The organism is Rothia sp. HMSC061D12 (assembly GCF_001836735.1).
Taxonomy (GTDB): domain Bacteria; phylum Actinomycetota; class Actinomycetes; order Actinomycetales; family Micrococcaceae; genus Rothia.
In genome coordinates this window covers 1,154,895-1,180,253 of the sequence record NZ_KV830305.1, presented here as the reverse complement: position 1 = coordinate 1,180,253, position 25,359 = coordinate 1,154,895, and the positions used below count along the sequence as shown (strand labels likewise).

11 protein-coding genes are annotated in these 25,359 nt (G+C 57.4%); all 11 read left to right on the top strand.

From position 1 onward, the window contains the following. The first annotated feature begins 29 nt into the window (after positions 1-29). Positions 30-3,749, top strand: a complete 3,720-nt coding sequence (locus tag HMPREF2682_RS04585; RefSeq protein WP_070831777.1) for a nitrate reductase subunit alpha — start codon at positions 30-32, stop codon at positions 3,747-3,749. After that, positions 3,749-5,362 (top strand): nitrate reductase subunit beta, encoded by a 1,614-nt coding sequence (gene narH, locus HMPREF2682_RS04580; RefSeq protein ID WP_005504921.1) that lies wholly within the window; start codon positions 3,749-3,751, stop codon positions 5,360-5,362. Before HMPREF2682_RS04585 ends, narH begins: the two co-directional genes overlap by 1 nt. Positions 5,363-5,365: 3 nt before the next feature. Continuing rightward, positions 5,366-6,106, top strand: coding sequence for a nitrate reductase molybdenum cofactor assembly chaperone (narJ, locus tag HMPREF2682_RS04575; RefSeq protein WP_070831774.1), 741 nt, complete (start codon positions 5,366-5,368; stop codon positions 6,104-6,106). 26 nt (positions 6,107-6,132) lie between these two features. Continuing rightward, positions 6,133-6,966 (top strand): respiratory nitrate reductase subunit gamma, encoded by an 834-nt coding sequence (gene narI / locus HMPREF2682_RS04570; RefSeq protein WP_049341119.1) that lies wholly within the window; start codon positions 6,133-6,135, stop codon positions 6,964-6,966. 30 nt (positions 6,967-6,996) lie between these two features. After that, positions 6,997-8,217: an MFS transporter gene (locus HMPREF2682_RS04565; protein WP_070506937.1), complete on the top strand. Its 1,221-nt coding sequence runs from the start codon at positions 6,997-6,999 to the stop codon at positions 8,215-8,217. A gap of 284 nt (positions 8,218-8,501) precedes the next feature. Continuing rightward, entirely contained in the window at positions 8,502-11,342 is a 2,841-nt protein-coding gene (gene gcvP / locus HMPREF2682_RS04560; RefSeq protein ID WP_070831770.1) for an aminomethyl-transferring glycine dehydrogenase, read from the top strand. Between the two features lie 172 nt (positions 11,343-11,514). Next, positions 11,515-12,633, top strand: coding sequence for a glycine cleavage system aminomethyltransferase GcvT (gcvT, locus tag HMPREF2682_RS04555; protein WP_070831766.1), 1,119 nt, complete (start codon positions 11,515-11,517; stop codon positions 12,631-12,633). Positions 12,634-12,906: 273 nt separating this feature from the next. Then, the gene (locus HMPREF2682_RS04550) at positions 12,907-14,403 is read left to right on the top strand and encodes an L-serine ammonia-lyase (RefSeq protein ID WP_070831763.1); all 1,497 of its coding nucleotides are present in this window, start codon (positions 12,907-12,909) and stop codon (positions 14,401-14,403) included. Positions 14,404-14,660: 257 nt separating this feature from the next. Next, positions 14,661-18,167, top strand: a complete 3,507-nt coding sequence (rpoB, locus tag HMPREF2682_RS04545) for a DNA-directed RNA polymerase subunit beta (RefSeq protein ID WP_070831760.1) — start codon at positions 14,661-14,663, stop codon at positions 18,165-18,167. Between the two features lie 110 nt (positions 18,168-18,277). Then, positions 18,278-22,180 carry a DNA-directed RNA polymerase subunit beta' gene (locus HMPREF2682_RS04540; RefSeq protein ID WP_070831757.1) on the top strand — a complete coding sequence of 1,301 codons (3,903 nt, stop codon included), beginning with the start codon at positions 18,278-18,280 and terminating at the stop codon, positions 22,178-22,180. A 521-nt stretch (positions 22,181-22,701) separates the two neighbouring features. After that, positions 22,702-24,807: a neutral/alkaline non-lysosomal ceramidase N-terminal domain-containing protein gene (locus HMPREF2682_RS04535; RefSeq protein ID WP_070831756.1), complete on the top strand. Its 2,106-nt coding sequence runs from the start codon at positions 22,702-22,704 to the stop codon at positions 24,805-24,807. The last annotated feature ends 552 nt before the right edge of the window (positions 24,808-25,359 follow it).

Here is a 25,359-nt window from a genome sequence, read left to right as displayed (position 1 = left end):
TATGCCAAATTTCCGATATATTGGGCAGTATGGAACAAGCATCACAGATTAAGGGCCCGGATGGCCCCCTTACCGATCAGCTGATCAAGTTCGGTAAGTTCTTCTCCCGCTGGGATGAGACTGAAGACGGCCGCGCCGTCTTCCGTGAAGGCGGCCGCGAAGGTGACGCCTTCTACCGCGACCGTTGGAGCCACGATAAGGAAGTTCGCTCTACCCACGGTGTGAACTGCACCGGCTCCTGCTCCTGGAAGGTGTACGTCAAGGACGGCATTATCACCTGGGAAGCACAGGAAACCGACTACCCCACGGTTGGTCCCGACCGCCCCGAGTACGAGCCCCGCGGCTGCCCCCGCGGTGCAGCATTCTCGTGGTACACCTACTCTCCCACCCGCGTTAAGTACCCCTACGTTCGCGGTCTCCTGCTGGAGATGTACCGCGAAGCGAAGGCAATCCACAACGATCCCGTGGACGCCTTCCACTCCATCGTGTCCGACCCCGCTAAGCGTGCACGCTACGTGAACGCACGCGGTAAGGGTGGTCTGGTGCGCTCGACCTGGGCTGAGGCTCTCGAACTGATGGCTGCTGCTCACGTGCACACCATCAAGTACTACGGTCCCGACCGTAACACCGGCTTCACCCCGATTCCGGCAATGTCTATGGCATCCTTCAGTGCGGGTGTTCGCTACATCCAGCTCGCTGGCGGTGTTATGACCAGCTTCTACGACTGGTACGCTGACCTCCCCGTGGCATCGCCGCAGGTCTTCGGCGACCAGACCGACGTGCCCGAGTCCGGCGACTGGTGGGACGCTGCATACCTCATCATGTGGGGCGCAAACGTTCCGCTGACCCGTACCCCGGACGCTCACTGGGTCTCCGAGGTTCGCTACCGCGGTACCAAGGTTGTCACCGTGAGCCCCGACTACGCCGACAACACCAAGTTCGCTGACGAGTGGCTGCCCGCACAGGCAGGTACCGACGCGGCACTGGCAATGGCAATGGGCCACGTCATCCTCAAGGAGAACTACGTCGACCAGCGTGTCGAGTTCTTCGAGGACTTCTCCCTGACCTACACCGACCTTCCCTTCCTGGTCACCCTGGAAACCCGCGAAGACGGCGTTAAGGTCCCCTCCAAGTTCCTGACCGCAGCTAAGCTCGCAGGCGAGGCTGAGCAGGCTAACGCTGACTTCAAGCCCGTCCTGATGGACCGCGAGACCGGTGAGGTCTTCGTTCCCAACGGCACCATGGGTCACCGTTACGCTCAGGAAGACCAGGGCAAGTGGAACCTGGACCTGCAGGGTCGTAAGCCGATTCTGTCGATTCGCGACCTGCCCCAGGGCCAGACTGCAGCTGCAGAGATCAAGATGCCGACCTTCGACAACCCGAAGGGTCACGGCGACGTCATTACCCGCGGTGTGCCCGTAGCCTACGTTGAAGGCCACGAAGTCACCACCGTCTTCGACATCATGCTGGCACAGTACGGTGTGGGCCGTGAGGGCCTGCCCGGCACCTGGGCTAAGGACTACGAGGACTGGAACGTTCAGAACACCCCGGCATGGCAGGAGCAGATTACTTCTGTCCCCGCCGAGGCTGTTATCCGCGTTGCCCGCGAGTTCGCCAAGAGCGCCCTGGATTCCGGCGGCCGCTCCATGATCATCTTCGGTGCGGGTATCTGCCAGTGGTACCACGCTGACACCACCTACCGCGCTATCCTCGCCCTGCTGAACCTGACCGGTTGCCAGGGTCGTAACGGTGGCGGTTGGGCTCACTACGTGGGCCAGGAGAAGGCACGTCCGCTGACCGGTCTGACCAACATTGCGAACGCTCTGGACTGGAGCCGCCCGCCGCGTCACATGATCGGTACCGGCTTCTGGTACATGCACACTGACCAGTTCCGTCAGGATGCATACTCCACCGACTACCTGCAGTCCCCGCTGGCTAAGGGCGAGCTGCGCGATGTTCACACTGCTGACGTTGTGGCACGTTCTACCCGTATGGGCTGGATGCCGTTCTACCCGCAGTTCCCCGAGAACTCGCTGGATCTGGCAGACAAGGCAGAGCAGGCAGTGGCACGCGGCGAGGCTTCCTCGAACGCGGACTACATTGCACAGCGCCTGAACTCCGGTGACCTGGAGTTCTCCGTTGAGGACGTTGACAACCCCGTCAACTGGCCTCGTACCCTGACCCTGTGGCGTTCGAACCTGTTCGGTTCCTCCGCTAAGGGTGAGAGCTACTTCCTGAAGCACCTGGTCGGTAGCATGGACAACGTCCAGGGCTCCGACTCGGAGAAGCTGCCGAACGAAGTGAAGTGGGTTGAGGACGCGCCTCAGGGCAAGCTGGATCTGCTGGTCACCTCGGACTTCCGTATGACCTCCACGACCCTGCTGTCTGACATCGTTCTGCCGACTGCTACCTGGTACGAGAAGCACGATATCTCCTCGACCGATATGCACCCGTTCCTGCACGCGTTCTCCCCGGCAATTGACCCGCCGTGGGAGGCAAAGACCGACCACGAGACCTTCAAGGCACTGGCGTTTGAGTTCAGCCGCCTGGCTAAGAAGCACCTCGGCGTCCGTAAGGACATCGTTTCGGTCCCGCTGCTGCACGACACCCCCGGCCAGATTGCTCAGCCCGGCGGTCACGCACCCGACTGGAAGAACACCCCCGGTATGGTGGGCGTACCCGGCAAGAACATGCCGAACTTCGTCACCGTCGAGCGCGACTACGGCGCACTGTACGACATGTACACCACCGTTGGCCCGCTGTTCGATAAGCTCGGTGCAACCACCAAGTTCATCACTTACGACCTGAAGGACGAAGTCGCGAAGATGGCTAAGGAATTCGGTGTGATGGACTCCGGTAAGGGCGCAGGCCGTCCGGCACTGGATACCGACGTGAAGATTTCTGAAGCAATCCTCATGATTTCCGGTACCTCCAACGGTGAGGTCGCTGTCAAGGGCTTCAAGGAGCTTGAGAAGCAGACCGGTCTGCACCTGATGGACCTGGCAGAAGGTAACGAGGAACGTCGTATCACCTTCCCCATGACCCAGGCCGCACCGCAGCCCGTGATGACCTCCCCCGAGTGGTCCGGTTCGGAGACCGGTGGTCGCCGTTACGCTCCGTTCACCGTCAACATCGAGAAGAAGAAGCCGTTCCACACCCTGACCGGCCGTATGCACTTCTTCCTCGACCACGACTGGATGCACGAAATGGGCGAGGCTCTGCCGATTTACCGTCCGCCGCTGGATATGACCGGCCTGTACAACGAGCCTGAGCTCGGTACTACCGATGGTGTTTCGGTTGCTGTTCGCTACCTGACCCCGCACAACAAGTGGGCAATTCACTCGCAGTACTTCGATAACCACTACATGCTGAGCATGTTCCGTGGCGGTCCGACTGCATGGATGAGCCCGCAGGACGCTGAGAAGATTGGCGTCAAGGATGGCGAGTGGATTGAGTGTGTGAACACCAATGGTGTCTTCGTCGGCCGTGCGGTTGTTTCGCACCGTATGCCCGAGGGCGTTTGCTACGTCTACCACGCTCAGGAGCGTATGGTTAGCCCGAAGTCTGAAGTCACCGGTAAGCGCGGTGGTATTCACAACTCGGTGACCCGTATTCTTCTGAAGCCCACCCACATGATTGGTGGCTACGCTCACCAGGCGTTCGCCTTCAACTATCTTGGACCGACCGGTAACCAGCGAGACATCGTCTCGTACATCCGTCGCCGTAAGTCCCAGGAGGTAACTTTCTAATGCGCGTTATGGCACAAGTTGCTATGGTGATGGCGCTCGATAAGTGCATCGGCTGCCACACCTGCTCCGTGACCTGTAAGCAGGCATGGACGAACCGAGCCGGTACCGAGTACGTCTGGTTCAACAACGTTGAGACTCGTCCCGGCCAGGGTTACCCCCGCCGTTACGAGGATCAGGAGAAGTGGAAGGGCGGCTGGGTGCTGAACAAGCGCGGTCGTCTGGAGCTCAAGAGCGGTAACCGCTTCCAGAAGCTCTTCACGATCTTCGCTTCCCCGATTCAGCCCGAGCTGAACGACTACTACGAGCCCTGGACCTACGATTACCAGAACCTGACCAGTGCTCCTCTGGGTGATGACTTCCCGGCTGCTAAGCCGGTCTCCCTCATCACCGGTGAGGACACCAAGGTCGAGTGGGGTATGAACTGGGACGACAACCTGGCTGGTGCGACCGAGTACGGTCACCTGGACCCGCTGGTTGAGAAGGTTCGCAAGAAGGCTGAGGACAAGATTAAGTTCGAGTTCGAGCAGACCTTCATGTTCTACCTGCCTCGTATTTGTGAGCACTGCTTGAACCCCTCCTGCATGGCTTCTTGCCCCTCCGGCGCTATCTACAAGCGCGCTGAGGACGGTATCGTTCTGGTTGACCAGGACCGTTGCCGCGGTTGGCGTCAGTGCATCACCGGCTGCCCCTACAAGAAGGTGTACTTCAACCACAAGACGGGTAAGGCTGAGAAGTGTACCTTCTGCTACCCCCGTATTGAGGCTGGTATTCCGACCGTGTGTGCTGAGACCTGTGTTGGTCGTATGCGCTACATCGGTATCTTCCTCTACGATGCAGACCGCGTGACTGAGGCTGCTTCGGTTGAGGACGAGAAGGACCTCTACGAGGCTCAGCTGTCGCTGATGCTTGATCCTTCGGATCCGGCTGTGATTGAGCAGGCTCGTAAGAACGACATCCCCGATGCGTGGATTACTGCAGCTCAGAAGTCGCCCGTGTACAAGCTGGCGAAGGAGTGGAAGGTGGCTCTGCCCCTGCACCCCGAGTACCGCACCATGCCGATGGTTTGGTACGTGCCGCCGCTGTCTCCGATTGTTGACCTGCTCAAGGAGCAGGGCCACGATGCAGAGAACAGCAACAACCTGTTCGGCGCTATTGAGTCTCTCCGTATTCCGGTTGAGTACCTGGCTGAGCTGTTCACCGCTGGTGACACTGAGGTTGTTACTAACGTTCTGCGCCGCCTGGCTGCGATGCGTTCGTACATGCGTGACATCAACCTCGGTGGCGAAGGCAACGAGGAGATTGCTCAGGCAGTTGGCATGACTGGTCAGCAGGTGTACGAGATGTACCGCCTGATGGCTATCGCTAAGTACAACGAGCGTTACGTCATTCCGAAGGCTCACATGGAAGACGCCCACAACCTTGAGGAAATGGGCTGCTCCCTGAGCGTGGATGGCGGACCCGGCATGTACGGCGATGCGTTCAACGACATGGAGGGTCGCCCGACCCCCGTGTCTACCGGTGTCTACGAGGCTAACAACAAGGTCAGCTTGTTCAGCTGGGATGGTTCTTCCCGTCCTGACGGCCTCTTCCCGAATACCACCGGAAAGAAGTAATAAGTGGCTGGATTCTTTTCCAAGCTCATGGGCAAGGCCGGTTCCGAGGCTACTGTCTCGGAGCCGGCTCAGCCGGAGAACCCGTTTGATATCGATTACGGTCCCGGCAAGGATAAGGACTCGGTGATTTACCAGGTGAGCGGTATGCTCCTGGGCTACCCCGATGAGGAGACTCTGAAGGTTCTGCCTGAACTGGTGGAGATTACCGCTTCCACCCAGGATGAGGCTTTCATTGCTGCCGTTGATGCGGTTCAACAGTGGCTGACTTCTAAGGACCTGGAGGATGTGCAGTCCGAGTACGTGCAGGAGTACGACCTTTCGCGTCGTCATTCTCTGCATCTGTCCTACTGGACCGATGGTGATACCCGCCGCCGTGGTGAGACTCTTCTGCGTTTCAAGCAGATGTACCGCGACTCCGGTATGTTGACCGTTTTGAATGGTGAGCTTCCGGACTACCTGCCGTTGGTGCTGGAGTTCTGTGCGTTGGTGGATCGCCGTAAGGGCCGTTCCGCTTTGCAGGCGTACCGTCCGTCCCTTGAGCTTCTTCGTCTGTCCATGAAGGACGGAAATCTGCCCCACTACGGGTTGTTGCAGAGCATCTGCGATACCCTTCCTGGCGTCTCTCCGCAGACTCAGGAGGAGGTCCAGAAGATGGCTGGCTACGGCCCTCCCGTCGAGACTGTTGGCCTGAATGGCTACGCTGATCATCAGCTACTCCAGCAGGCTTCGGCTCGTTCTAACTAGTTTTATCCCTTGTGAGGAGACAACACGTGTACGTACTTGCTTCTGAGAACGCAGGACATGCTGCACAGGCTGTAGCCGATCCGGGTATTGTGGACATCCTGCTGTGGGGCGTTCTGCCCTATGTTGCACTGGTCATTCTGATTGGTGGCACCATTTGGCGTTACCGTACTGACCAGTTCGGATGGACTACCCGCTCGTCCCAGGTCTATGAATCGAAGCTGTTGCGCATCGCTTCGCCCCTGTTCCATTACGGTCTTGCGGCCGTTTTCCTTGGCCACGTTGGTGGTCTGCTGGTGCCTAAGGCATTCACCGACCTGGTCGTTTCGGATGACACTTACCACATTGTGGCGCTGGTTGGCGGTTCTGTCGCTGCGGTCGCAACCATTGTTGGTATGTTCGTTCTGATTGGTCGCCGCGCTTCGAACTCTCGTGTGCGTTCGGCTACCACTCGTAATGACGTTTTCATGTATGTCGTTTTGGTTCTGGTGATTCTCGCCGGTACTGCGGCTACTCTGATTTCGGCAGTGAACCCCTCGGGCGGTTTGCCTCCGGTGAATGGTCACGAGGTTCACTTCAACTACCGTGAGACCATTTCTGTGTGGTTCCGTTCGCTGTTCTACTTCCACCCTGAGGTGGCTCTGATGGTGAATATTCCTGTGGCTTTCAAGATTCACATCGTGGTGGCTATGGTTCTGTTCATCATTTGGCCGTTTACCCGCCTGGTGCATGCACTGACTGTGCCTCTGCACTACCTCTTCCGCCCCTACACCGTGTACCGCTCTCGTGGCGGCCAGCGTGTTGGTGCACGTCGAGGTTGGGATCCGGTTGGTACTCTCCCGCGTGAGCGCGCCGACCGCTAATACACATATCCATATTGCAAAAGAGGAAATATGAGCACCCCTGTTGCACCGAGCTACGACCTGAAGAATGGTCAGCTCCGTAACGTTCTGCTGGCAACGTTCATCTCGACCATCGGCTTCTGGGCCTGGACTATTGTTGGTCCGCTGGCCAAGCTGTACGCCAAGCAGATGCACCTGGACGCTGGTATGACCAGTGTTCTGGTGGCTATGCCGATTTTCATCGGCGCTATCGGCCGTATTCCCGCTGGTGGTCTGACTGACCGCTACGGTGGTCGTATTATGTTCACCGCTGTTCTGGCGATTAGCGCGCCCCTGGTCTTCCTGGTTGGTGTTGCTGGTCAGATGAACTCGCTGCCCATGCTGCTTGTTGTGGCGTTCTTCCTGGGTATTGCGGGTACCGTGTTCGCTGTGGGTATTCCCTTCAGTGCCGCATGGTATGACGCTTCCAAGAAGGGTTTTGCGACCGGTGTGTTCGGTGCCGGCATGGTGGGTACTGCGGTTTCCGCATTCGCTACCCCCCGCCTGGTGCAGGGTATTGGTTACTTCCAGACTCACGTTCTGATTGCTGTTATCTGTGCTGTAACCGCTGCTATCTCTTTCTTCTTCTTGAAGGATTCTCCGGCAACCATCGGCCGTGAGGTTACTCCGCTGATGCCGAAGATTGTTCAGGCATTCAAGGTGAAGACCACTTGGCAGCTGTGCTTCCTCTACGCTGTTGTGTTCGGTGCGTTCGTGGCATTCTCGAACTACCTGCCTACTTACCTGAGCAACATCTACAACTTCAACGCTAACGACGCTGGTATGCGTGCGGCTGGCTTTGCGGTTGCTGCTGTGATTGCTCGTCCCTTCGGTGGTGTGCTGGCTGATAAGTTCGGTCCGAAGATTATCACCCTCATCTCCCTGGGTGGTGTGGTGATCCTGGCAGTTATTACCGCGTTCCAGCCTGATGCTGAGCACGTGTATGGTGCTGTTTTCATCCTGATGGCTGCTCTTCTGGGTCTGGGCCACGGCTCGGTCTTCGGCTGGGTGGCTCGTGCGGCTGATCCGAAGAACGTTGGTGCGGTGTCCGGTGTGGTTGCTGCTGCTGGCGCTCTGGGTGGTTTCTTCCCGCCGCTGGTGATGGGTGCAACCTACAACCAGGCTGAGAACAACTACTTCATCGGTCTGATGCTGCTGGCCGTGACCGCGTTCCTCGCCTTTCTGTCGGCATTCCTCGTGCCGCACGGTGGCAAGCCCAACCACGCTAAGTAGGGTCTTCTAATACATCCTTCTGCGGGATGTATGTGAAGTTTGCTTTGACTGAGTCCGGCTCGTTTTCTCTTCGGAGAGAACGAGCCGGGCTTTGTGCGTTTCTGCTGTTTTTCCTCTAACAGGGAGGGAGCTTAGCGGGGCAAAAGACTTTGATGTTTAGGCATGTCAAATGTTGGTAAAGCTAGCAAAACTTTGTGGAGATGTGGGACACTTAAGATGTTCGACTCGTCGCAATAGCGCGACGTGACCCCTTTACGGTTTGCGCCGACTAATAGGAGAATCCTATGTCCTTTATTGATCGTCATCTCGGCCCCCGTTCCGCAGACGCAGAGCAGATGCTCGAAACCCTGGGATACTCTTCCCTGGATGCGCTGATGGACGCTGTTGTCCCCTCGCAGATTCGCCTTGACGGCGAATTGCAGTTGCCTGCTCCGCTGTCGGAGCATGAGGCTCAGGCAAAGATTGCCGGCTATGCTGCGAAGAATAAGGTTCTCGCCCAGATGATTGGTGCCGGATACTACGATGCAGTAACTCCCGCGGTTCTGCGCCGTAACATTCTGGAAAACCCCGGTTTCTACACTTCTTACACCCCGTACCAGGCTGAGATTTCTCAGGGCCGTCTGGAGGCTCTGCTGAACTTCCAGAACACCGTGATGGAGCTGACCGGCCTGGAGATTGCAAACTCCTCCCTGCTGGATGAGGCATCCGCAGTAGCTGAGGCAGCTGTCATGATGCACCGTGCGAACCGCAAGGTGAAGAATGGCTTCTTCGCGATTGACTCCCGTTGCCTGCCTCAGGTTATTTCGGTGACTCGCGGCCGTGCAGAGATGCTCGGCATTCCCTTCGTCATTACTGATTTCTCTGAGGGTCTGCCTGAGGGCGACCTGTACGGTATCGTCCTGGCGTACCCCGGCAATGAAGGCGATATTCGCGATATTGAGCCGCTGATTAAGGCCGCTAAGGAGCGTAACGCCCTGGTCACTGTGGTCGCTGACCTGTTGGCTCTGACCCTGCTGAAGTCTCCGGGTGAGCTGGGTGCTGATATCGCAGTTGGTAACACTCAGCGTTTCGGTCTGCCCTTCTTCTTCGGTGGCCCCCACGCTGCGTACATGGCTGTTCACAAGGGCATGGAGCGTACCATGCCTGGCCGTCTGGTGGGTGTTTCTAAGGATTCGGCTGGTAAGCCTGCGTACCGTCTGGCTCTGCAGACTCGTGAGCAGCACATTCGCCGTGAGAAGGCTACTTCCAATATTTGTACTGCTCAGGCTCTGCTGGCGATTGTTGCTGGTGCTTACGCGATGTACCACGGTCCTGAGGGTCTGCGCGCTATCGCGAACCGCCTGCACACTAATGCCGCTCGTGTTGCTACCGCGCTGAAGTCTGCGGGCTACGGTATCGCTCACGATACTTTCTTCGACACCGTCGTGGTGGAGGCTGCTGGCCGTGCCGACGAGCTGGTTGCGAAGGCTCTGGAAGCTGGCGTGAACATCCGCCGCTTCGACGAGAACCGCATCGGTATTTCCGTGGGTGAGTCTCACGGTGAGGAGCTGCTCAAGGGCCTGGTTGAGGCTCTGGGCGGCACCCTGGGTGAGGCAGATGCACAGTACGATCTGCCCGCTGAGCTGCTGCGTACCGATGACTACATGCAGCACCCGATTTTCCACAAGTACCGTTCCGAGACCGAGATGATGCGCTACCTGCGTCACCTCGCTGACAAGGATCTGGCACTTGACCGCACCATGATTCCGCTGGGTTCGTGCACTATGAAGCTGAACGCGGCCGCTGAGATGGAGCCCATCTCCTGGCCTGAGTTCGCGAACATCCACCCGCTGGTCCCGGAGAATCAGGCTGAGGGCTGGCACGAGCTGATTAAGGATTTGAGCGAGTGGCTGGTTGCTATTACCGGTTACGATGCTATCTCGCTGCAGCCGAACTCGGGTGCGACCGGTGAGTACGCTGGTCTGCGCGCTATCCGTTCCTTCCATGAGGCTAACGGTGACCACGAGCGCGATACCGTCCTGATTCCGCTGTCTGCGCACGGCACCAACGCGGCATCTGCTGCTCTGGCTGGTCTGAAGGTTGCCGGTGTGGCAACTGCTGCTGACGGTTCGATTGATGTTGACGACCTGAAGGTAAAGATCGAGAAGTACGGTCCTAAGGTTGCCGGCATCATGATTACCTACCCCTCCACTCACGGTGTGTTTGAGGAGCAGGTTGCTGAGGTTTGCCAGCTGGTTCACGAGGCTGGCGGCCAGGTGTACCTGGATGGCGCGAACCTGAACGCTCAGATGGGCTTCGCTCAGCCCGGTAAGTTCGGCGGCGACGTTTCGCACCTGAACCTGCACAAGACCTTCTCCATTCCTCACGGTGGTGGTGGCCCCGGTGTTGGCCCGCTGGCTGTTCGTGAGCACCTGGCGAAGTTCCTGCCCGGTGACGCATACCGCGCTGATGCTGAGGGTAAGCTCCCCAACGATGCTGCACTGCCGATTTCGCAGGCGTTCTTCGGTTCTGCCGGTGTTCTGCCGATTAGCTGGATGTACATTGCGATGACTGGTGCTCAGGGTCTGAAGGACTCTTCGCAGTACGCGGTTCTGAACGCTAACTACATTGCGAAGAAGCTCAACGACAAGTACCCGGTGCTGTACACCGGCCCCGGCGGTCTGGTCGCTCACGAGTGCATCCTGGACCTGCGTCAGCTGACCGATCAGTCTCACGTGACTGCTGAGGACGTCTGCAAGCGTCTGATGGACTTCGGCTTCCACGCTCCGACTCTGGCGTTCCCGGTTCCGGGCACCCTGATGGTTGAGCCGACTGAGTCTGAGTCGAAGGAAGAGCTGGACCGCTTCATTGAGGCAATGGAGACCATCTACGACGAGATTATCGAGGTGGCTGAGGGCAAGGTCGCTGTGGAGGATTCGGTTCTGCGCAACGCACCGCACACCGTTGATGTGGTGAGCGCTGATGAATGGGATCGCCCCTACAGCCGTACCCAGGCAGCTTTCCCTGTACCGAGCCTGCGCGCTAACAAGTACTTCACTTCGGTGGGTCGCATTGATGGCGCTGGTGGTGACCGTAACTTCGTGTGCGAATGCCCCCCGATGGAGGCTTTCGACCTGGAAGCATAAGGAGCCTATAACGCTCCTGGGTAGGCTGTAGCGGTCTGCCTGCCTCACCCGTCCTCAGGTTCCTGGGGGCGGGTGGGGATCGCCTCCGCAGCGTATCTCGTGTCTGTGGGGGTGAACTAAATCTACGACGATTGAACGATAACAGCACAAGGCTGTGCGTGAGGAGAACCTAATGTCCCCCAAGAAGACCTCCCTGTACCCGGTTCACGAGAAGCTGGGCGCTTCTTTCACCGACTTTGGTGGCTGGGATATGCCCCTGAAGTACGCTAATGACGTTGCTGAGCACGAGGCTGTCCGTACCCGTGCCGGTATTTTCGACCTGTCCCACATGGGTGAGTTCCGTGTGACCGGTCCGGATGCGGGTGCGTTCCTGGATTACGCTCTGGTGTCGAACATGTCCATCCTGAAGGTTGGTAAGGCGAAGTACTCGATCCTGGTCAACGATAAGGGCGGCGTGATTGATGACCTGATTACTTACCGTCTGGGCGATGAGGAATTCATGGTCGTTCCGAACGCTTCGAACATTGACACTGACTTCGCTGCGATGAGCGAGCGCCTGGGCGATTTCAACGTTGAGTTTGTGAACGAGTCGGATCAGACTTCTCTGGTTGCTGTTCAGGGTCCTCGTGCTGAGGAGATTCTGCTGGCTGCTGGTGTTTCTGATGAAGAGGCTGTGCGCGAGCTGAAGTACTACGCTTCGGTTCCGCTGACTGTTGCTGGCGTTGATGTTCTGCTGGCTCGTACCGGTTACACCGGTGAGGATGGCTTCGAGCTGTTCGTTCCGAATGAGAAGGCTGTTGAGCTGTGGGATAAGCTGGCTGCTGCTGGTGAGCCTTTCGGCATGATTCCTGCGGGTCTGGCTTCTCGTGACTCCCTGCGCCTTGAGGCTGGTATGCCGCTGTACGGTCACGAGCTGGGTCTGGATATCACCCCCTTTGAGTCCGGTCTGGGCCGTCTGGTTGAGATTGCTCTGGAGAAGAAGGCGGCTAACTTTGTGGGTCGTGAGGCTCTGACTGAGCTGGCTAAGAGCGAGTCCAAGCGCATCCTGGTGGGTCTGAAGGCTCAGGCTAAGCGTCCTGCTCGTGCCGGTTCTAAGCTGGTGGATGCTGAGGGTAATGAGATTGGTGAGGTTACCTCCGGTATTCCTTCCCCGACTCTGGGCTTCCCGATTGCTATGGCTCTGGTGAACCGTGAGTTCTCTGAGGTTGGCTCTACTGTGGATGTTGATATCCGCGGTAAGCGTGCTCCGTTTGATGTTGTGGCTCTGCCGTTCTACAAGCGTGAGAAGTAAGATTTTTTCTGCAGGTTATCTGTAGGGGAGAGGCGTCGTGTCCTGTGTGGGTACGGCGCCTTTTCTGTGCTGTAATGCGGGTTTGAACGGTGGGGGAGCGGGTGAGGTGTTCTGAGCCTTAGTTTGTGATGGTTCTGAAGTGCGTTAGGATTAGAGCGGCCAGTCAAGGGTGATTGTCCGCACTTATAGACCGCAGATTGATGTGCGGTTCCTCCGTTGAGGGGCGCATATCTTTTGGGGCGGCACACAGACGACTATTTCGAAGGACAGAACGTGGCTATTAACCAGAGCGCACCCAGTAGCGCCCAGAAGAAGGCAGAGGCTCTGCCGTATGACATCAGTGTTTTTGAGATGTTCAGCATTGGTGTGGGTCCTTCGAGCTCGCATACGGTGGGTCCGATGCGCGCTTCGAACCGTTTTGTGGCGGAGCTGATTGATGAGGGTCTGCTGGATCGCGTGACGGGTGTGCATATTGACCTGTATGGTTCGTTGGCGGCTACTGGTGCCGGTCACGGCACGATGAGCGCGGCGTTGAAGGGTCTGTGCGGTTTTGTTCCTGAGACTATCAATATCGCTGAGTCTGAAGCGATGATTGAGCGCAATAGCGTGGATGGCACGTTGCCGTTGGCGGGTTACCCGTCCTCTGCGTATGGCGTGACTGCTCCCGGTGGTGAGGAGCAGAAGGTGTACGGCCCGGTGGTGAATTACCGTGAGCTGGATATGACTCTGCGCCCTTTGACGGTTCTTCCGCGCCATACGAACGGTATGAAGATTGCGGCGTTTGCGGGTGAGCAGCTGCTGCTGGAGCGCACCTACTATTCGATTGGTGGCGGCTTCATTGTTGAGGGTGATGAGGAGGCGACCGGTGGTGCGTCGCTGATGAACCCTCCGTATCCGTTTGGTTCGGCTGCTGAACTGCTGGAGATGGCGAATGAGTCTGGCCTGTCGATTGCGCAGTTGAAGATGGCGAATGAGTGTTCTCTGCGTTCGGAGCAGGAGGTCCGTGACGGCATCTTGCATATCTACCGTGTGATGAAGGAGTGCATTGGCTCTTCGCTGGCGCGTGTGGGTTATTTGCCTGGTCCTCTGAAGGTGCGTTGCCGTGCAGGTGCGTGGCATCGTGATTTGATGGTGGAGGACCCCTCGAAGTCTCCTGAGTTCGCTATTGACTGGGTGAACCTGATTGCTCTGGCGGTCAACGAGGAGAACGCTTTTGGTGGTCGTGTGGTGACTGCTCCGACGAATGGTGCTGCGGGTATTATTCCGGCGGTGCTGCATTATGCGATGAATTACACGCAGGGTATTCGCCATTGCGGTCAGGCTGCTCGTGATCAGGCTGTTGTTGATTTCTTCTTGGCGTCTTCTGCTGTGGGTGTGCTGTATAAGAAGCGTGCCTCGATTTCTGGTGCTGAGGTGGGTTGCCAGGGTGAGGTGGGTAGCGCCTCCTCGATGGCTGCTGCCGGTTTGGCGCAGGTGATGGGCGGTACTCCCGAGCAGGTTGAGAACGCTGCTGAGATTGCGATGGAGCACAACCTGGGTCTGACCTGTGACCCGGTGGGTGGTCTGGTGCAGATTCCGTGTATTGAGCGTAATGCGATGGCGGCGTCGAATGCTGTGACGGCGGCTCGTATGGCGTTGCGTGGTGATGGTACGCACCGTGTGTCGTTGGATCAGGTGATTGAGACGATGCGTCAGACCGGTCTGGATATGTCTCACCGTTATAAGGAGACGTCCATGGGTGGTTTGGCTGTGAATGTGGTGGAATGCTAGGTGCACGCCGTGGCAGGTTTGCACTCCTGATGAGGGTGTGGTAGACAGAAGGGATTTCTTCCTGTATCGTTAGTATTTACGCTTTCCCTAACCTTTGTGCCTTCATATAGCGGTGGGCACGGGCTGAAGGTGACGTTTTTCCGTCCGACTCTATAGCTTCGAGCACCGTTCTATTCGGGGGCTGAGGTTGTCGTGTCGCCGGTAATGTCGCCGGGAGGCTGATTGCTAACAGACATGTCTGTGGAAGGATCCCCATTTTGGTCGCTTCGAGCACCTCTAACCATGACGCCGCTAACGGCGCAGAGAACATCTCGCGCCGAATTTCATTCGCGAAGATTAACGAACCGCTGAAGGTTCCCAACCTGCTTGCTATCCAGACCGATAGCTTCGACCGCCTCGTTGGTAACGAGCGCTGGGCGGAGCGTCTGGAAAAGGCGCAGGCTGCTGGTGACACTTCTGTCCCCGCTCAGTCCGGTCTGGCTGAGATTTTTGAAGAAATCTCCCCGATTCGTGACTTCCAGGAGACTATGCAGCTCTCCTTCTCTGAGCCTGAGTTTGCTGACCCCAAGTACTCTGTTGAGGAGTGCAAGGACCGCGACGCAACCTACTCGGCTCCGCTGTACATTAAGGCTGAATTCATGAACCTCGCTACCGGCGAGGTCAAGCAGCAGACCCTGTTCATGGGTGACTTCCCCCTGATGACCGAGGCCGGTACTTTCGTTATTAACGGTACTGAGCGTGTGGTCGTTTCTCAGCTGGTGCGTTCCCCCGGTGCTTACTTCGAGAAGGCTCCGGACCGTACCTCCGATAAGGACATTTACTCTGCCCGCGTGATTCCTTCCCGCGGTGCATGGTTCGAGCTGGAGATTGATAAGCGCGACCAGGTTGGCGTGCGTCTGGACCGTAAGCGTAAGCAGTCTGTGACCGTTCTGCTGAAGGCGCTGGGCTGGACCGAGTCCAAGATTCTGGCTGAGTTCGGTCAGTACGACTCCATCCGCGCAACCCTGGAGAAGGACTCCGTCAAGGACCGCGACGAGGCTCTGCTGGACATTTACCGCAAGCTGCGTCCGGGCGAACCCCCGACGGTTGAAGCTGCCCAGGCTCTGCTGGACAACATGTACTTCACCCCGCGCCGCTATGACCTGGCGAAGGTTGGCCGTTACAAGCTGAACCGTAAGCTCGGTGTGGATGTTCCCATGGATTCCCCCGAGGCTTCCGTTCTGAGTCAGGACGACATCGCTCAGATGATTCGTTACCTCTGCGCTCTGCACGCAGGCGAGACCAGCATCCCCGGCGTCCGTGACGGCGAGGAAATCTCCCTCAAGATCGATATCGACGACATCGACCACTTCGGTAACCGTCGTATCCGCACCGTGGGCGAGCTGATTGAGAACCAGATCCGTACCGGTCTGTCCCGTATGGAACGCGTGGTTCGCGAGCGCATGACCACCCAGGACGTGGACGCTATCACCCCGCAGTCCCTGGTGAACATCCGCCCCGTCGTGGCAGCTATCAAGGAGTTCTTCGGTACTTCTCAGCTGTCCCAGTTCATGGACCAGAACAACCCGCTGGCGGGTCTGACCCACAAGCGTCGTCTGTCCGCACTGGGCCCGGGCGGTCTGTCCCGTGACCGTGCAGGCATGGAAGTTCGAGACGTCCACCCCTCGCACTACGGTCGTATGTGCCCCATTGAAACCCCTGAAGGCCCGAACATTGGTCTGATTGGTTCGCTGGCAACCTACGGTCGCATCAACTCCTTCGGTTTCATTGAGACCCCCTACCGCGTGGTGACTGATGGCCGCGTGACCGATGAGGTCCGCTACCTGACTGCAGACGACGAGAAGTCTGTCGTTATTGCACAGGCAAACGCGCCGCTGAACCCGGACCGTACCTTCGCTGAGAACGAGGTTCTCTGCCGTGCGGGCGATGGTTCTGGCGAAGCTGTTCTGGTCGCTCCCGGTGCCGTTCAGTACATGGACGTCTCCCCGCGCCAGATGGTGTCTGTCGCTACCGCCCTGATTCCTTACCTGGAGCACGACGACGCTAACCGAGCACTGATGGGTGCTAACATGCAGCGTCAGGCTGTGCCCCTGCTGGAGTCTGAGGCTCCCGTGGTTGGTACCGGTATGGAGAAGTACGCAGCACTGGATTCCGGTGACTCCGTGCTCGCGAAGAAGCCCGGTGTGGTTTCCTCCGTGGATGCTAAGACCGTTATCGTCCGTAACGACGACGGCTCTGTCTCCACCTACCCGATCATGAAGTTCTCCCGATCGAACCCGGGTAACTGCTACAACCAGCGCGTTGTGGTGAAGGAAGGCCAGCGCGTCGAATACCGCGACGTTATCGCTGACGGCCCCTCCACCGACGGCGGCGAGCTGGCACTGGGTAAGAACCTGCTCGTGGCGTACATGCCGTGGGAAGGCCTGAACTACGAGGATGCGATCATCCTCTCCCAGCGCATGGTTTCTGAGGACGTGCTGACCTCGATTCACATTGAGGAGCACGAGATTGACGCCCGCGACACCAAGCTGGGCCCCGAGGAGATTACCCGCGATATTCCGAACGTGTCCGAGGACGTTCTCTCGGCTCTGGACGAGCGCGGCATCATCCACATCGGTGCTGAGGTTGAGGCTGGCGACATCCTCGTTGGTAAGGTCACCCCCAAGGGTGAGACCGAGCTGACCCCCGAGGAGCGCCTGCTGCGCGCAATCTTCGGTGAGAAGTCCCGCGAGGTTCGCGACACCTCTCTGAAGGTTCCTCACGGCGAGTCCGGTACCGTCATCGGTATCCGTATCTTCGACCGCGAGAACAACGATGAGGACGATCTGCCCCCGGGCGTGAACCAGCTGGTCCGCGTGTACGTGGCTCAGAAGCGTAAGATTACCGACGGCGACAAGCTTGCAGGCCGCCACGGTAACAAGGGTGTTATTTCCAAGATCCTGCCGATCGAGGATATGCCCTTCCTGGAAGACGGTACCCCCGTGGACGTCATCCTGAACCCGCTGGGCGTGCCCGGTCGTATGAACATTGGTCAGGTTCTGGAAGTCCACACCGGTTGGCTGGCTAAGCAGGGTTGGAAGATTGAGGGCGAGCCCGAGTGGCTCAAGCACATGCCGAACTTCCCGAAGGAATCCGGCCCGACCCGCCTGGCAACCCCGGTGTTCGACGGTGCCCACGAGGACGAACTGTTCGACCTTATGGACCACTCGAACCCGAACCGCGATGGCGACCGTCTGATCAACCGTTCCGGTAAGGCACGTCTGATTGACGGCCGTTCCGGTGAGCCGTTCCCGGACCCGATTTCGGTTGGTTACCAGTACATCCTGAAGCTGCACCACCTGGTGGATGACAAGATTCACGCTCGTTCCACCGGTCCGTACTCGATGATTACCCAGCAGCCCCTGGGTGGTAAGGCGCAGTTCGGTGGTCAGCGCTTCGGTGAGATGGAAGTGTGGGCGCTGGAAGCATACGGCGCCGCATACACCCTGCAGGAAATCCTGACCGTCAAGTCCGATGACGTGGCGGGCCGTGTGAAGGTTTACGAGGCTATCGTGAAGGGCGAGAACATCCCTGAGCCGGGTATCCCCGAATCCTTCAAGGTTCTTATCAAGGAAATGCAGTCTCTGTGCCTGAACGTCGAGGTGCTCTCCACCGACGGCAAGATTATCGAGATGAGCGACTCGGAGGAAGAAGGCTTCCGGGCAGCAGAAGATATGGGCGTGAGCCTGACCCACGACGAGCCTAGCTCCGTCGACGAGGCATAAGCACCGCCTCCTTCTAGGGTGGGGAACCCCGCATGCGCTCGCGTGCGTTGTGGGGTTCCCGCCCGCTAACCCAAGTCTTCAGAAACTTACAGAAAGAGATTAGGACCGATATGTCCAACGAATCTTCGCTTGGTTTGATGCGAATTGGCCTCGCCACCGCCGACGACATCCGTCGCTGGTCCTTTGGTGAGGTTAAGAAGCCCGAGACCATCAACTACCGTACCCTGAAGCCCGAGAAGGACGGCCTCTTCGACGAGCGTATCTTCGGCCCCACCAAGGACTGGGAGTGCTACTGCGGTAAGTACAAGCGCGTGCGCTTCAAGGGCATCGTGTGTGAGCGCTGTGGCGTTGAGGTGACCCGCTCCAAGGTTCGTCGCGAGCGCATGGGCCACATTGAGCTGGCTGCTCCCGTGACTCACATTTGGTACTTCAAGGGTGTTCCTTCCCGCCTGGGTTACCTGCTGGATCTGGCTCCGAAGGACCTGGAGAAGGTCATTTACTTCGCTGCGTACATGATCACTAAGGTTGACGAGGAGGCTCGTCACGAGGATCTGCCGATGCTGCAGGCTGCTCACGACCGTGAGAAGCAGGAGCTTGAGGCTGCTCTGAACGCTGATGTGAACGCTATCAGCCGTGAGGTTGAGGCGGAGCTGGCTCGTATTGAGGCAGAGGGCGGCAAGGCTGCTGAGAAGCGTAAGCTGCGCGATAACGCTGAGCGTCAGCTCGCGTCGGTGCGTAAGCGCTACGAGCGTGAGGCTGAGCACCTGGATCGCGTGTGGGATCGCTTCAAGAACCTGAAGGTCGCTGACCTTGAGGGTGATGAGGCTCTGTACCGTTCCATGATTGATAAGTACGGCCTGTACTTTGAGGGTGCGATGGGCGCAGAGGCTATTAAGAAGCGTCTGGAGTCCTTCGACCTGGAGGCTGAGGCTGAGGCTCTCAAGGAGATTATTCAGACTGGTAAGGGTCAGAAGAAGACCCGCGCTCTGAAGCGTCTGAAGGTTGTTAACGCCTTCCTGACCACTAACAACTCTCCGCTGGGTATGGTCCTGGATGTCGTTCCGGTTATTCCGCCGGAACTGCGCCCGATGGTTCAGCTGGACGGTGGCCGCTTCGCGACCTCCGACCTGAACGACCTGTACCGTCGTGTGATCAACCGTAACAACCGTTTGAAGCGTCTGCTGGAGCTGGGTGCCCCCGAGATTATCGTGAACAACGAGAAGCGTATGCTGCAGGAAGCTGTGGACTCGCTCTTCGATAACGGTCGTCGCGGTCGCCCGGTGACCGGCCCTGGTAACCGTCCCCTGAAGTCTCTGTCTGACATGCTGAAGGGTAAGCAGGGTCGTTTCCGTCAGAACCTGCTGGGTAAGCGTGTTGACTACTCGGGTCGTTCCGTGATTGTGGTTGGTCCTCAGCTGCAGATGCACCAGTGTGGTCTGCCCAAGCAGATGGCTCTGGAGCTGTTCAAGCCCTTCGTTATGAAGCGTCTGGTGGAGCTGAGCCACGCTCAGAACATTAAGAGCGCTAAGCGTATGGTTGAGCGTTTCCGCCCGCAGGTTTGGGACGTTCTGGAAGAGGTCATTGCTGAGCACCCGGTTCTGCTGAACCGTGCACCTACTCTGCACCGCCTTGGTATTCAGGCGTTTGAGCCGAAGCTGGTTGAGGGTAAGGCTATTCAGCTGCACCCGCTGGTTTGCTCCGCGTTCAACGCTGACTTCGATGGTGACCAGATGGCAGTTCACCTGCCGCTGTCTCCCGAGGCTCAGGCTGAGGCTCGTATCCTCATGCTGTCCTCGAACAACATCCTGAAGCCGTCGGATGGCCGCCCTGTGGCTGTTCCTTCGCAGGATATGATCATTGGTCTGTACCACCTGACTACTCCTCGCGATGGTCAGAAGAACGAGGGTCACGCATTCTCCTCGGTGTCTGAGGCTCTGATGGCGATGGATCGTCACGAGATTGAGCTGTACACCAAGGTGAAGATCCGCCTTGATGGTGACCAGTTTGTTGCTCCTGAGGGCTGGGAAGCTCCCGAGGGTTACAAGCCGGGCGACCCCGTGCTGCTGGACTGCACCGTTGGTCAGGTTCTGTTCAACCAGGCTCTGCCGAAGGATTACCCCTGGTTCTCTGGTGTGGCAGATAAGAAGGGCCTGGGTAGCCTGATTAACGATTTGGCTGAGCGTTACCCGATGGATGTTGTGGCTCGTGCCCTGGACAACCTGAAGAACTCCGGTTTCTACTGGGCTTCTCGTTCGGGCGTGACCGTGGCTGTTTCCGATATTGCTACTCCCGCTGAGAAGCCGGCAATTATGGAGCGCTACGAGAAGCAGGCTGCTGCAATTCAGGACGACTTCGAGATCGGTACCATCGATGACGAAGAGCGCCGTCAGGAGCTGATTAAGGTTTGGACTGAGGCTACCGACGTGGTTGCTGAGGCTATGCGTGAGAACCTGAGCTCTCACGGTGGTCTGAACACCATTTACCGTATGGTGACCTCCGGTGCACGTGGTAACTGGATGCAGGTCCGTCAGATTGCGGGTATCCGTGGTCTGGTGTCGAACCCGAAGGGTGAGATTATGCCTCGCCCAATTAAGTCCTCGTACCGTGAGGGCCTGTCGGTTCTGGAGTACTTCATCGCGACCCACGGTGCACGTAAGGGTCTGGCGGATACCGCACTGCGTACCGCTAACTCGGGTTACCTGACCCGTCGTCTGGTGGACGTTTCGCAGGACGTTATCGTTCGCGAGCACGATTGTGGCACTCGCCGCGGTCTGGTTCTGCCTCTGATTGATGAGGACGGCGCTCTGCACCAGGATGTCGAGACTTCGATTCACGGTCGTACCCTTGCGGTTGACGTGAAGGACGAGGCTGGCAACGTTCTGGCTGCTGCTGGTTCCGATGTCTCTGATGAGCTCATTGAGAAGCTCTTCAAGGCAGGCGTGAAGGAAGTTCGCGTCCGTTCGGTTCTGACCTGTGAGTCGGCTATTGGTGTGTGTGCACTGTGCTACGGTCGTTCGATGGCTTCGAACGTTCTGGTAGACATTGGTGAGGCTGTTGGTATTATTGCGGCTCAGTCGATTGGTGAGCCCGGTACCCAGCTGACCATGCGTACCTTCCACACCGGTGGTGTGGCTTCGGCTGACGATATTACTCAGGGTCTGCCCCGTATTCAGGAGCTGTTCGAGGCTCGTACCCCCAAGGGTGTTGCCCCGATTTCTGAGGTGTCTGGTCGCGTGACCATTGAGGATACCGAGAAGTCCTACAAGATTGTGGTGACCCCGGACGATGGTTCCGAGCCCCAGTCCTACACTGTTCTGCGTCGTGCAGCTTCTAAGCTGCAGAACGGCGATCACGTTCAGGTTGGCGATCAGCTGGCTACCGGTTCTGTTGATCCGAAGGAGGTTCTGCGTATTCGTGGTCCTCGTGAGGCTCAGAAGCACCTGGTGAGCGAGGTTCAGGGCGTGTACAAGTCGCAGGGTGTGGAAATCCACGACAAGCACGTTGAGGTTATTGTTCGCCAGATGCTGCGTCGCGTGACCGTGATTGAGTCCGGCGATACCGATCTGCTGCCTGGTGAGCTGGTTGATAACATTGCTTTCCAGACTGCTAACCGCAAGGCACTGGTTGAGGGTAAGAAGCCCGCAGCTGGCCGTCCGGAAATGATGGGTATTACCAAGGCTTCGCTGGCTACCGAGTCCTGGCTGTCGGCGGCCTCCTTCCAGGAGACCACCCGCGTCCTGACTCAGGCTGCTATGGAGGCGAAGACTGACCCGCTGCTCGGCCTGAAGGAGAACGTGATCATCGGTAAGCTGGTTCCCGCCGGTACCGGTCTGGCACGTTACAACGATATTGAGGTTGAGCCCAGCGCTCAGGCTACCGCGGAGCGTATGCAGGCTCTGGACACTTTCGGTGGTTACCCGAGCGCATTCCAGATGGATAACGAGGTGTACACTTACGGCAACGGCGGCTTTATGGCTGTTTCGCTGGATGAGTACGGTCGTGGTCTGGACTAAGGCTTCTGCCGTGAGGGGCAGGTTGGAGGTTTAGAGACCCGGCTTGGTCCTTGATAAAGAACGCGGATATTCGAGTTTGTCTCGGGTATCCGCGTTCTTTGTTGTTTAACGAATAGGTGGGGGAGAGGCGACTTTCTTTTAACCGGTACTTTAATATTCTTTATCCTTCAGGGGAAGGTTGCATATTTTTTGCCTAGTGGACGGATTTATTTATGAAAAAATTATTGGAGTGCATTATTTTTCAAACTGGGAAAATTTCTTGAATGGGCAAGAAATTAGATGGCGGTCAAATATTGTGAGACCCCTTGTAATTCGCCCTAATAATGCCATATATAGAATACTTGCTCGTTTTTCTTTGGGTTATATAAAGAATAAATATTCTATATTTGAATAATGCTAATTCAACTTGGAAAGCCCTTTGACTAGGTTCTATTCTTGAAAGCATGCATATCACTCCATTCTCTTCCGGACGGGTGACGAATCAGGGTACCCGACTGTCTTCCGGAGCATCTCGACCTCAGATGTCTGAACAGAATTCCTCCTTGTCTGCAGGGGAGCAAAAGCGCTCCTCTGTTTTTTCGCGTTTTAAGGCACCCACCCACTCTCTTGCTCGCATTGGTGCAGCATGCCTTATTGCGGCGTCCGCAATTCTTCCCGCCGGTCAGGTTGCAACCGCAGCCCCTGCTTCTCAGAGCGCTAGCGCTACCCCCTACCTGGTAGGTGCGGGTGCGGCGGATATTACCGGCGAGCCCGGTGAAGTCGGCTTCATGGGCTACGGCGACTCTTCCCAGAAGGGTAGCGGTGTGCATACTCGTCAGTACGCACGTGCTTTCATTGCGGTGGACCGCGCCTCGGGTAAGCGCAACCTCATCGTTGTGCTTGATACGCTGACCAGTTGGCAGTCGTTGCGTGATGAACTGGTGAAGCGCCTCCGTGCAGAGTTTGGCTCCGCGTATGACGAGTCGAACATTATGATTACCGCGACTCACACTCACGCAACTCCGGGTGGTATTACGCACCAGAGTCTGTACAACATTACGACTCTGGGTTTCCATCAGGACACCTTCAACGCCCAGGTGGACGGTTCGCTGAAGGCAATCCGCCAGGCAACCAAGGATTTGGCTCCTGGTAACCTGACGATTTCTTCTTCGAAGCTGACCGGTGTTGGTGCTAACCGTTCCCGTGAGGCGTTTAATCTGGATTCTCCTGAGCTTCGTTCCAAGTTGCCTGGCGGTACCGATCCGACCAATATGACTCTGCGTTTGGAGCGTAACGGCAAGACTCGTGCGGTGCTGAACTGGTACGCGATTCACCCGACGTCTTTGACCTCGAAGAATACTCTGATTTCGAGCGATAACAAGGGGTATGCGGAGTACCTGCTGGAGACTCAGGATCACGGTGTTGACCGCAATGTTCCCGGTAGTGGCGATGGTTTCGTGGCGGCGTTTGCGAATGCTAATGCTGGTGACGTTTCCCCGAATACTTGGTTGAAGCCCGGCCAGGGGCCAACCAATGACCAGTTCAAGAACGTGAAGATTCAGGGTGAGAAGCAGGCTAACGCCGTGCGTTCTCAGCTGAAGAGCTCGGGTACTCCGGTTGGTAAGGGTCTGGATTCGCGCATTTCGTACTTCAACTTCTCGGGTATGAACGTGGATGCCAAGTACACCGGTAGCGGCCAGAATGAGCGCACCTGTCAGGGCTTCCTGGGTACTCCGTTCGGCGCCGGATCCACTGAGGATGGCGGCGGCGGTTGGGCTGTCTATAAGGAAGGCTCGGGTAGCCCCTCTATTCTGGGTACTTTGGTATTCACTCCGAGTGCGGCGCAGACTCGTTGCCAGCAGCCGAAGGGTATTCTCTTCTCTGCAAAAAATGGAACGATCATTCAGGAAAAGTATCCGGTGCAGATTATGCGCTTCGGTGACTACTATCTGCTGGGTATGCCCGGCGAGTTCACCGGTGCGGTAGGTGTGCAGTACCGCCAGGATGCTGCCAAGCTCTTTGGTGTTCCTGAATCGCACATCATTCTGCAGGGCTACACCAATGCCTACGATCACTACGTGACGACCCCCGAGGAATACGACTCGCAGCAGTATGAAGGCGGTGCGACCCTCTTTGGCCGTTACACCTCCAGTGCCTTCCGCCAGACTATTAACGTGGTGGGTACGTCCCTGAAGAACGGCACCCCTCTGGGTATCGGTGATCGTCCGAATGATCGTCGCCCGGTAGCCAGCCTGCAGGGTAAGGTCGTCTACGACACTCCCATGTTCGGTATGCGCTACGGTCAGGTGACCCAGCAGCCTCAGGACGCTATTGCCGGCCGTCAGGAGGTGTCGGCTCGTTTCGTGGGTGCACACCCGAACAACAATATGCATCACGACGGTAGCTACTTCGTGATTGAGCGTCGTGTGGGTAATACCTGGAAGTACTACACCGCGGATAACAACCCGGACACCTTCTTTGAGTGGAAGCGCATCGGTGCTTCGGCTTCCCAGGTGACGGTGCGTTGGAGCGTTCCTGCAAATACCCCTAAGGGTCAGTACCGCATCCGCTACTACGGCAATGCCAAGAAGAACTCGAAGACTATTACCCCGTTTGAGGGGCAGACTCGAGTCTTCCAGGTGGTGTAGTCCAGCAGTCGCTGCGGCGAACCTATAACTGAAGACTCTCTTGCGGGAGGCGGGTGCGATTCTGCGCTCGCCTCCCGCAAGTATTGAAGCCGTCAGGAATCGTTGAGACGGTTCTTGGCGGCTTTCTGCTTTAAATTGCGCCGAGGAGGTGGTGAGGGAGGAGTAAATCCCAATAATGTAATTTAAGTGAGGTAAATCATCAGCTTTTACCCTTAGATGGGGGCTTAAAAGCAAAGAATCCCCGCTCTGGCGCTAGATTAAGCGGGATTTAACCTGTATAGTCTTATCCGAAGTACTTGAGCTCGGTGCACAAGGATCCACCCCCGGTGGGTTTACGCGGGATATTTCCCGAGGGCACGGGCATGATGAATCAATGGCAGTATGGATACCGTCCTTTGGCGTTGCTTTTTGCTGACGCCTAAATGCCATTTTTAAGCGTGCCCAAAAACTTTTTCACCTCTGACGGTGAAGAATTTTAGCCCTGAGAACTCGCCGAGATGTCGAGGAACCTATAGAAACCAACCGGATATGCATCCGAGCGTTTCTGATAAC

Excerpts from the sequence above, each read along its gene's own strand:
- HMPREF2682_RS04565 (WP_070506937.1), top strand. The coding sequence starts at position 6,997 with ATGAGCACCCCTGTTGCACCGAGCTACGACCTGAAGAATGGTCAGCTC.
- HMPREF2682_RS04535 (WP_070831756.1), top strand. The coding sequence starts at position 22,702 with ATGTCTGAACAGAATTCCTCCTTGTCTGCAGGGGAGCAAAAGCGCTCC.
- gcvP (WP_070831770.1), top strand. The coding sequence starts at position 8,502 with ATGTCCTTTATTGATCGTCATCTCGGCCCCCGTTCCGCAGACGCAGAG.
- HMPREF2682_RS04585 (WP_070831777.1), top strand. The coding sequence starts at position 30 with ATGGAACAAGCATCACAGATTAAGGGCCCGGATGGCCCCCTTACCGAT.
- gcvT (WP_070831766.1), top strand. The coding sequence starts at position 11,515 with ATGTCCCCCAAGAAGACCTCCCTGTACCCGGTTCACGAGAAGCTGGGC.
- narH (WP_005504921.1), top strand. The coding sequence starts at position 3,749 with ATGCGCGTTATGGCACAAGTTGCTATGGTGATGGCGCTCGATAAGTGC.
- HMPREF2682_RS04540 (WP_070831757.1), top strand. The coding sequence starts at position 18,278 with ATGTCCAACGAATCTTCGCTTGGTTTGATGCGAATTGGCCTCGCCACC.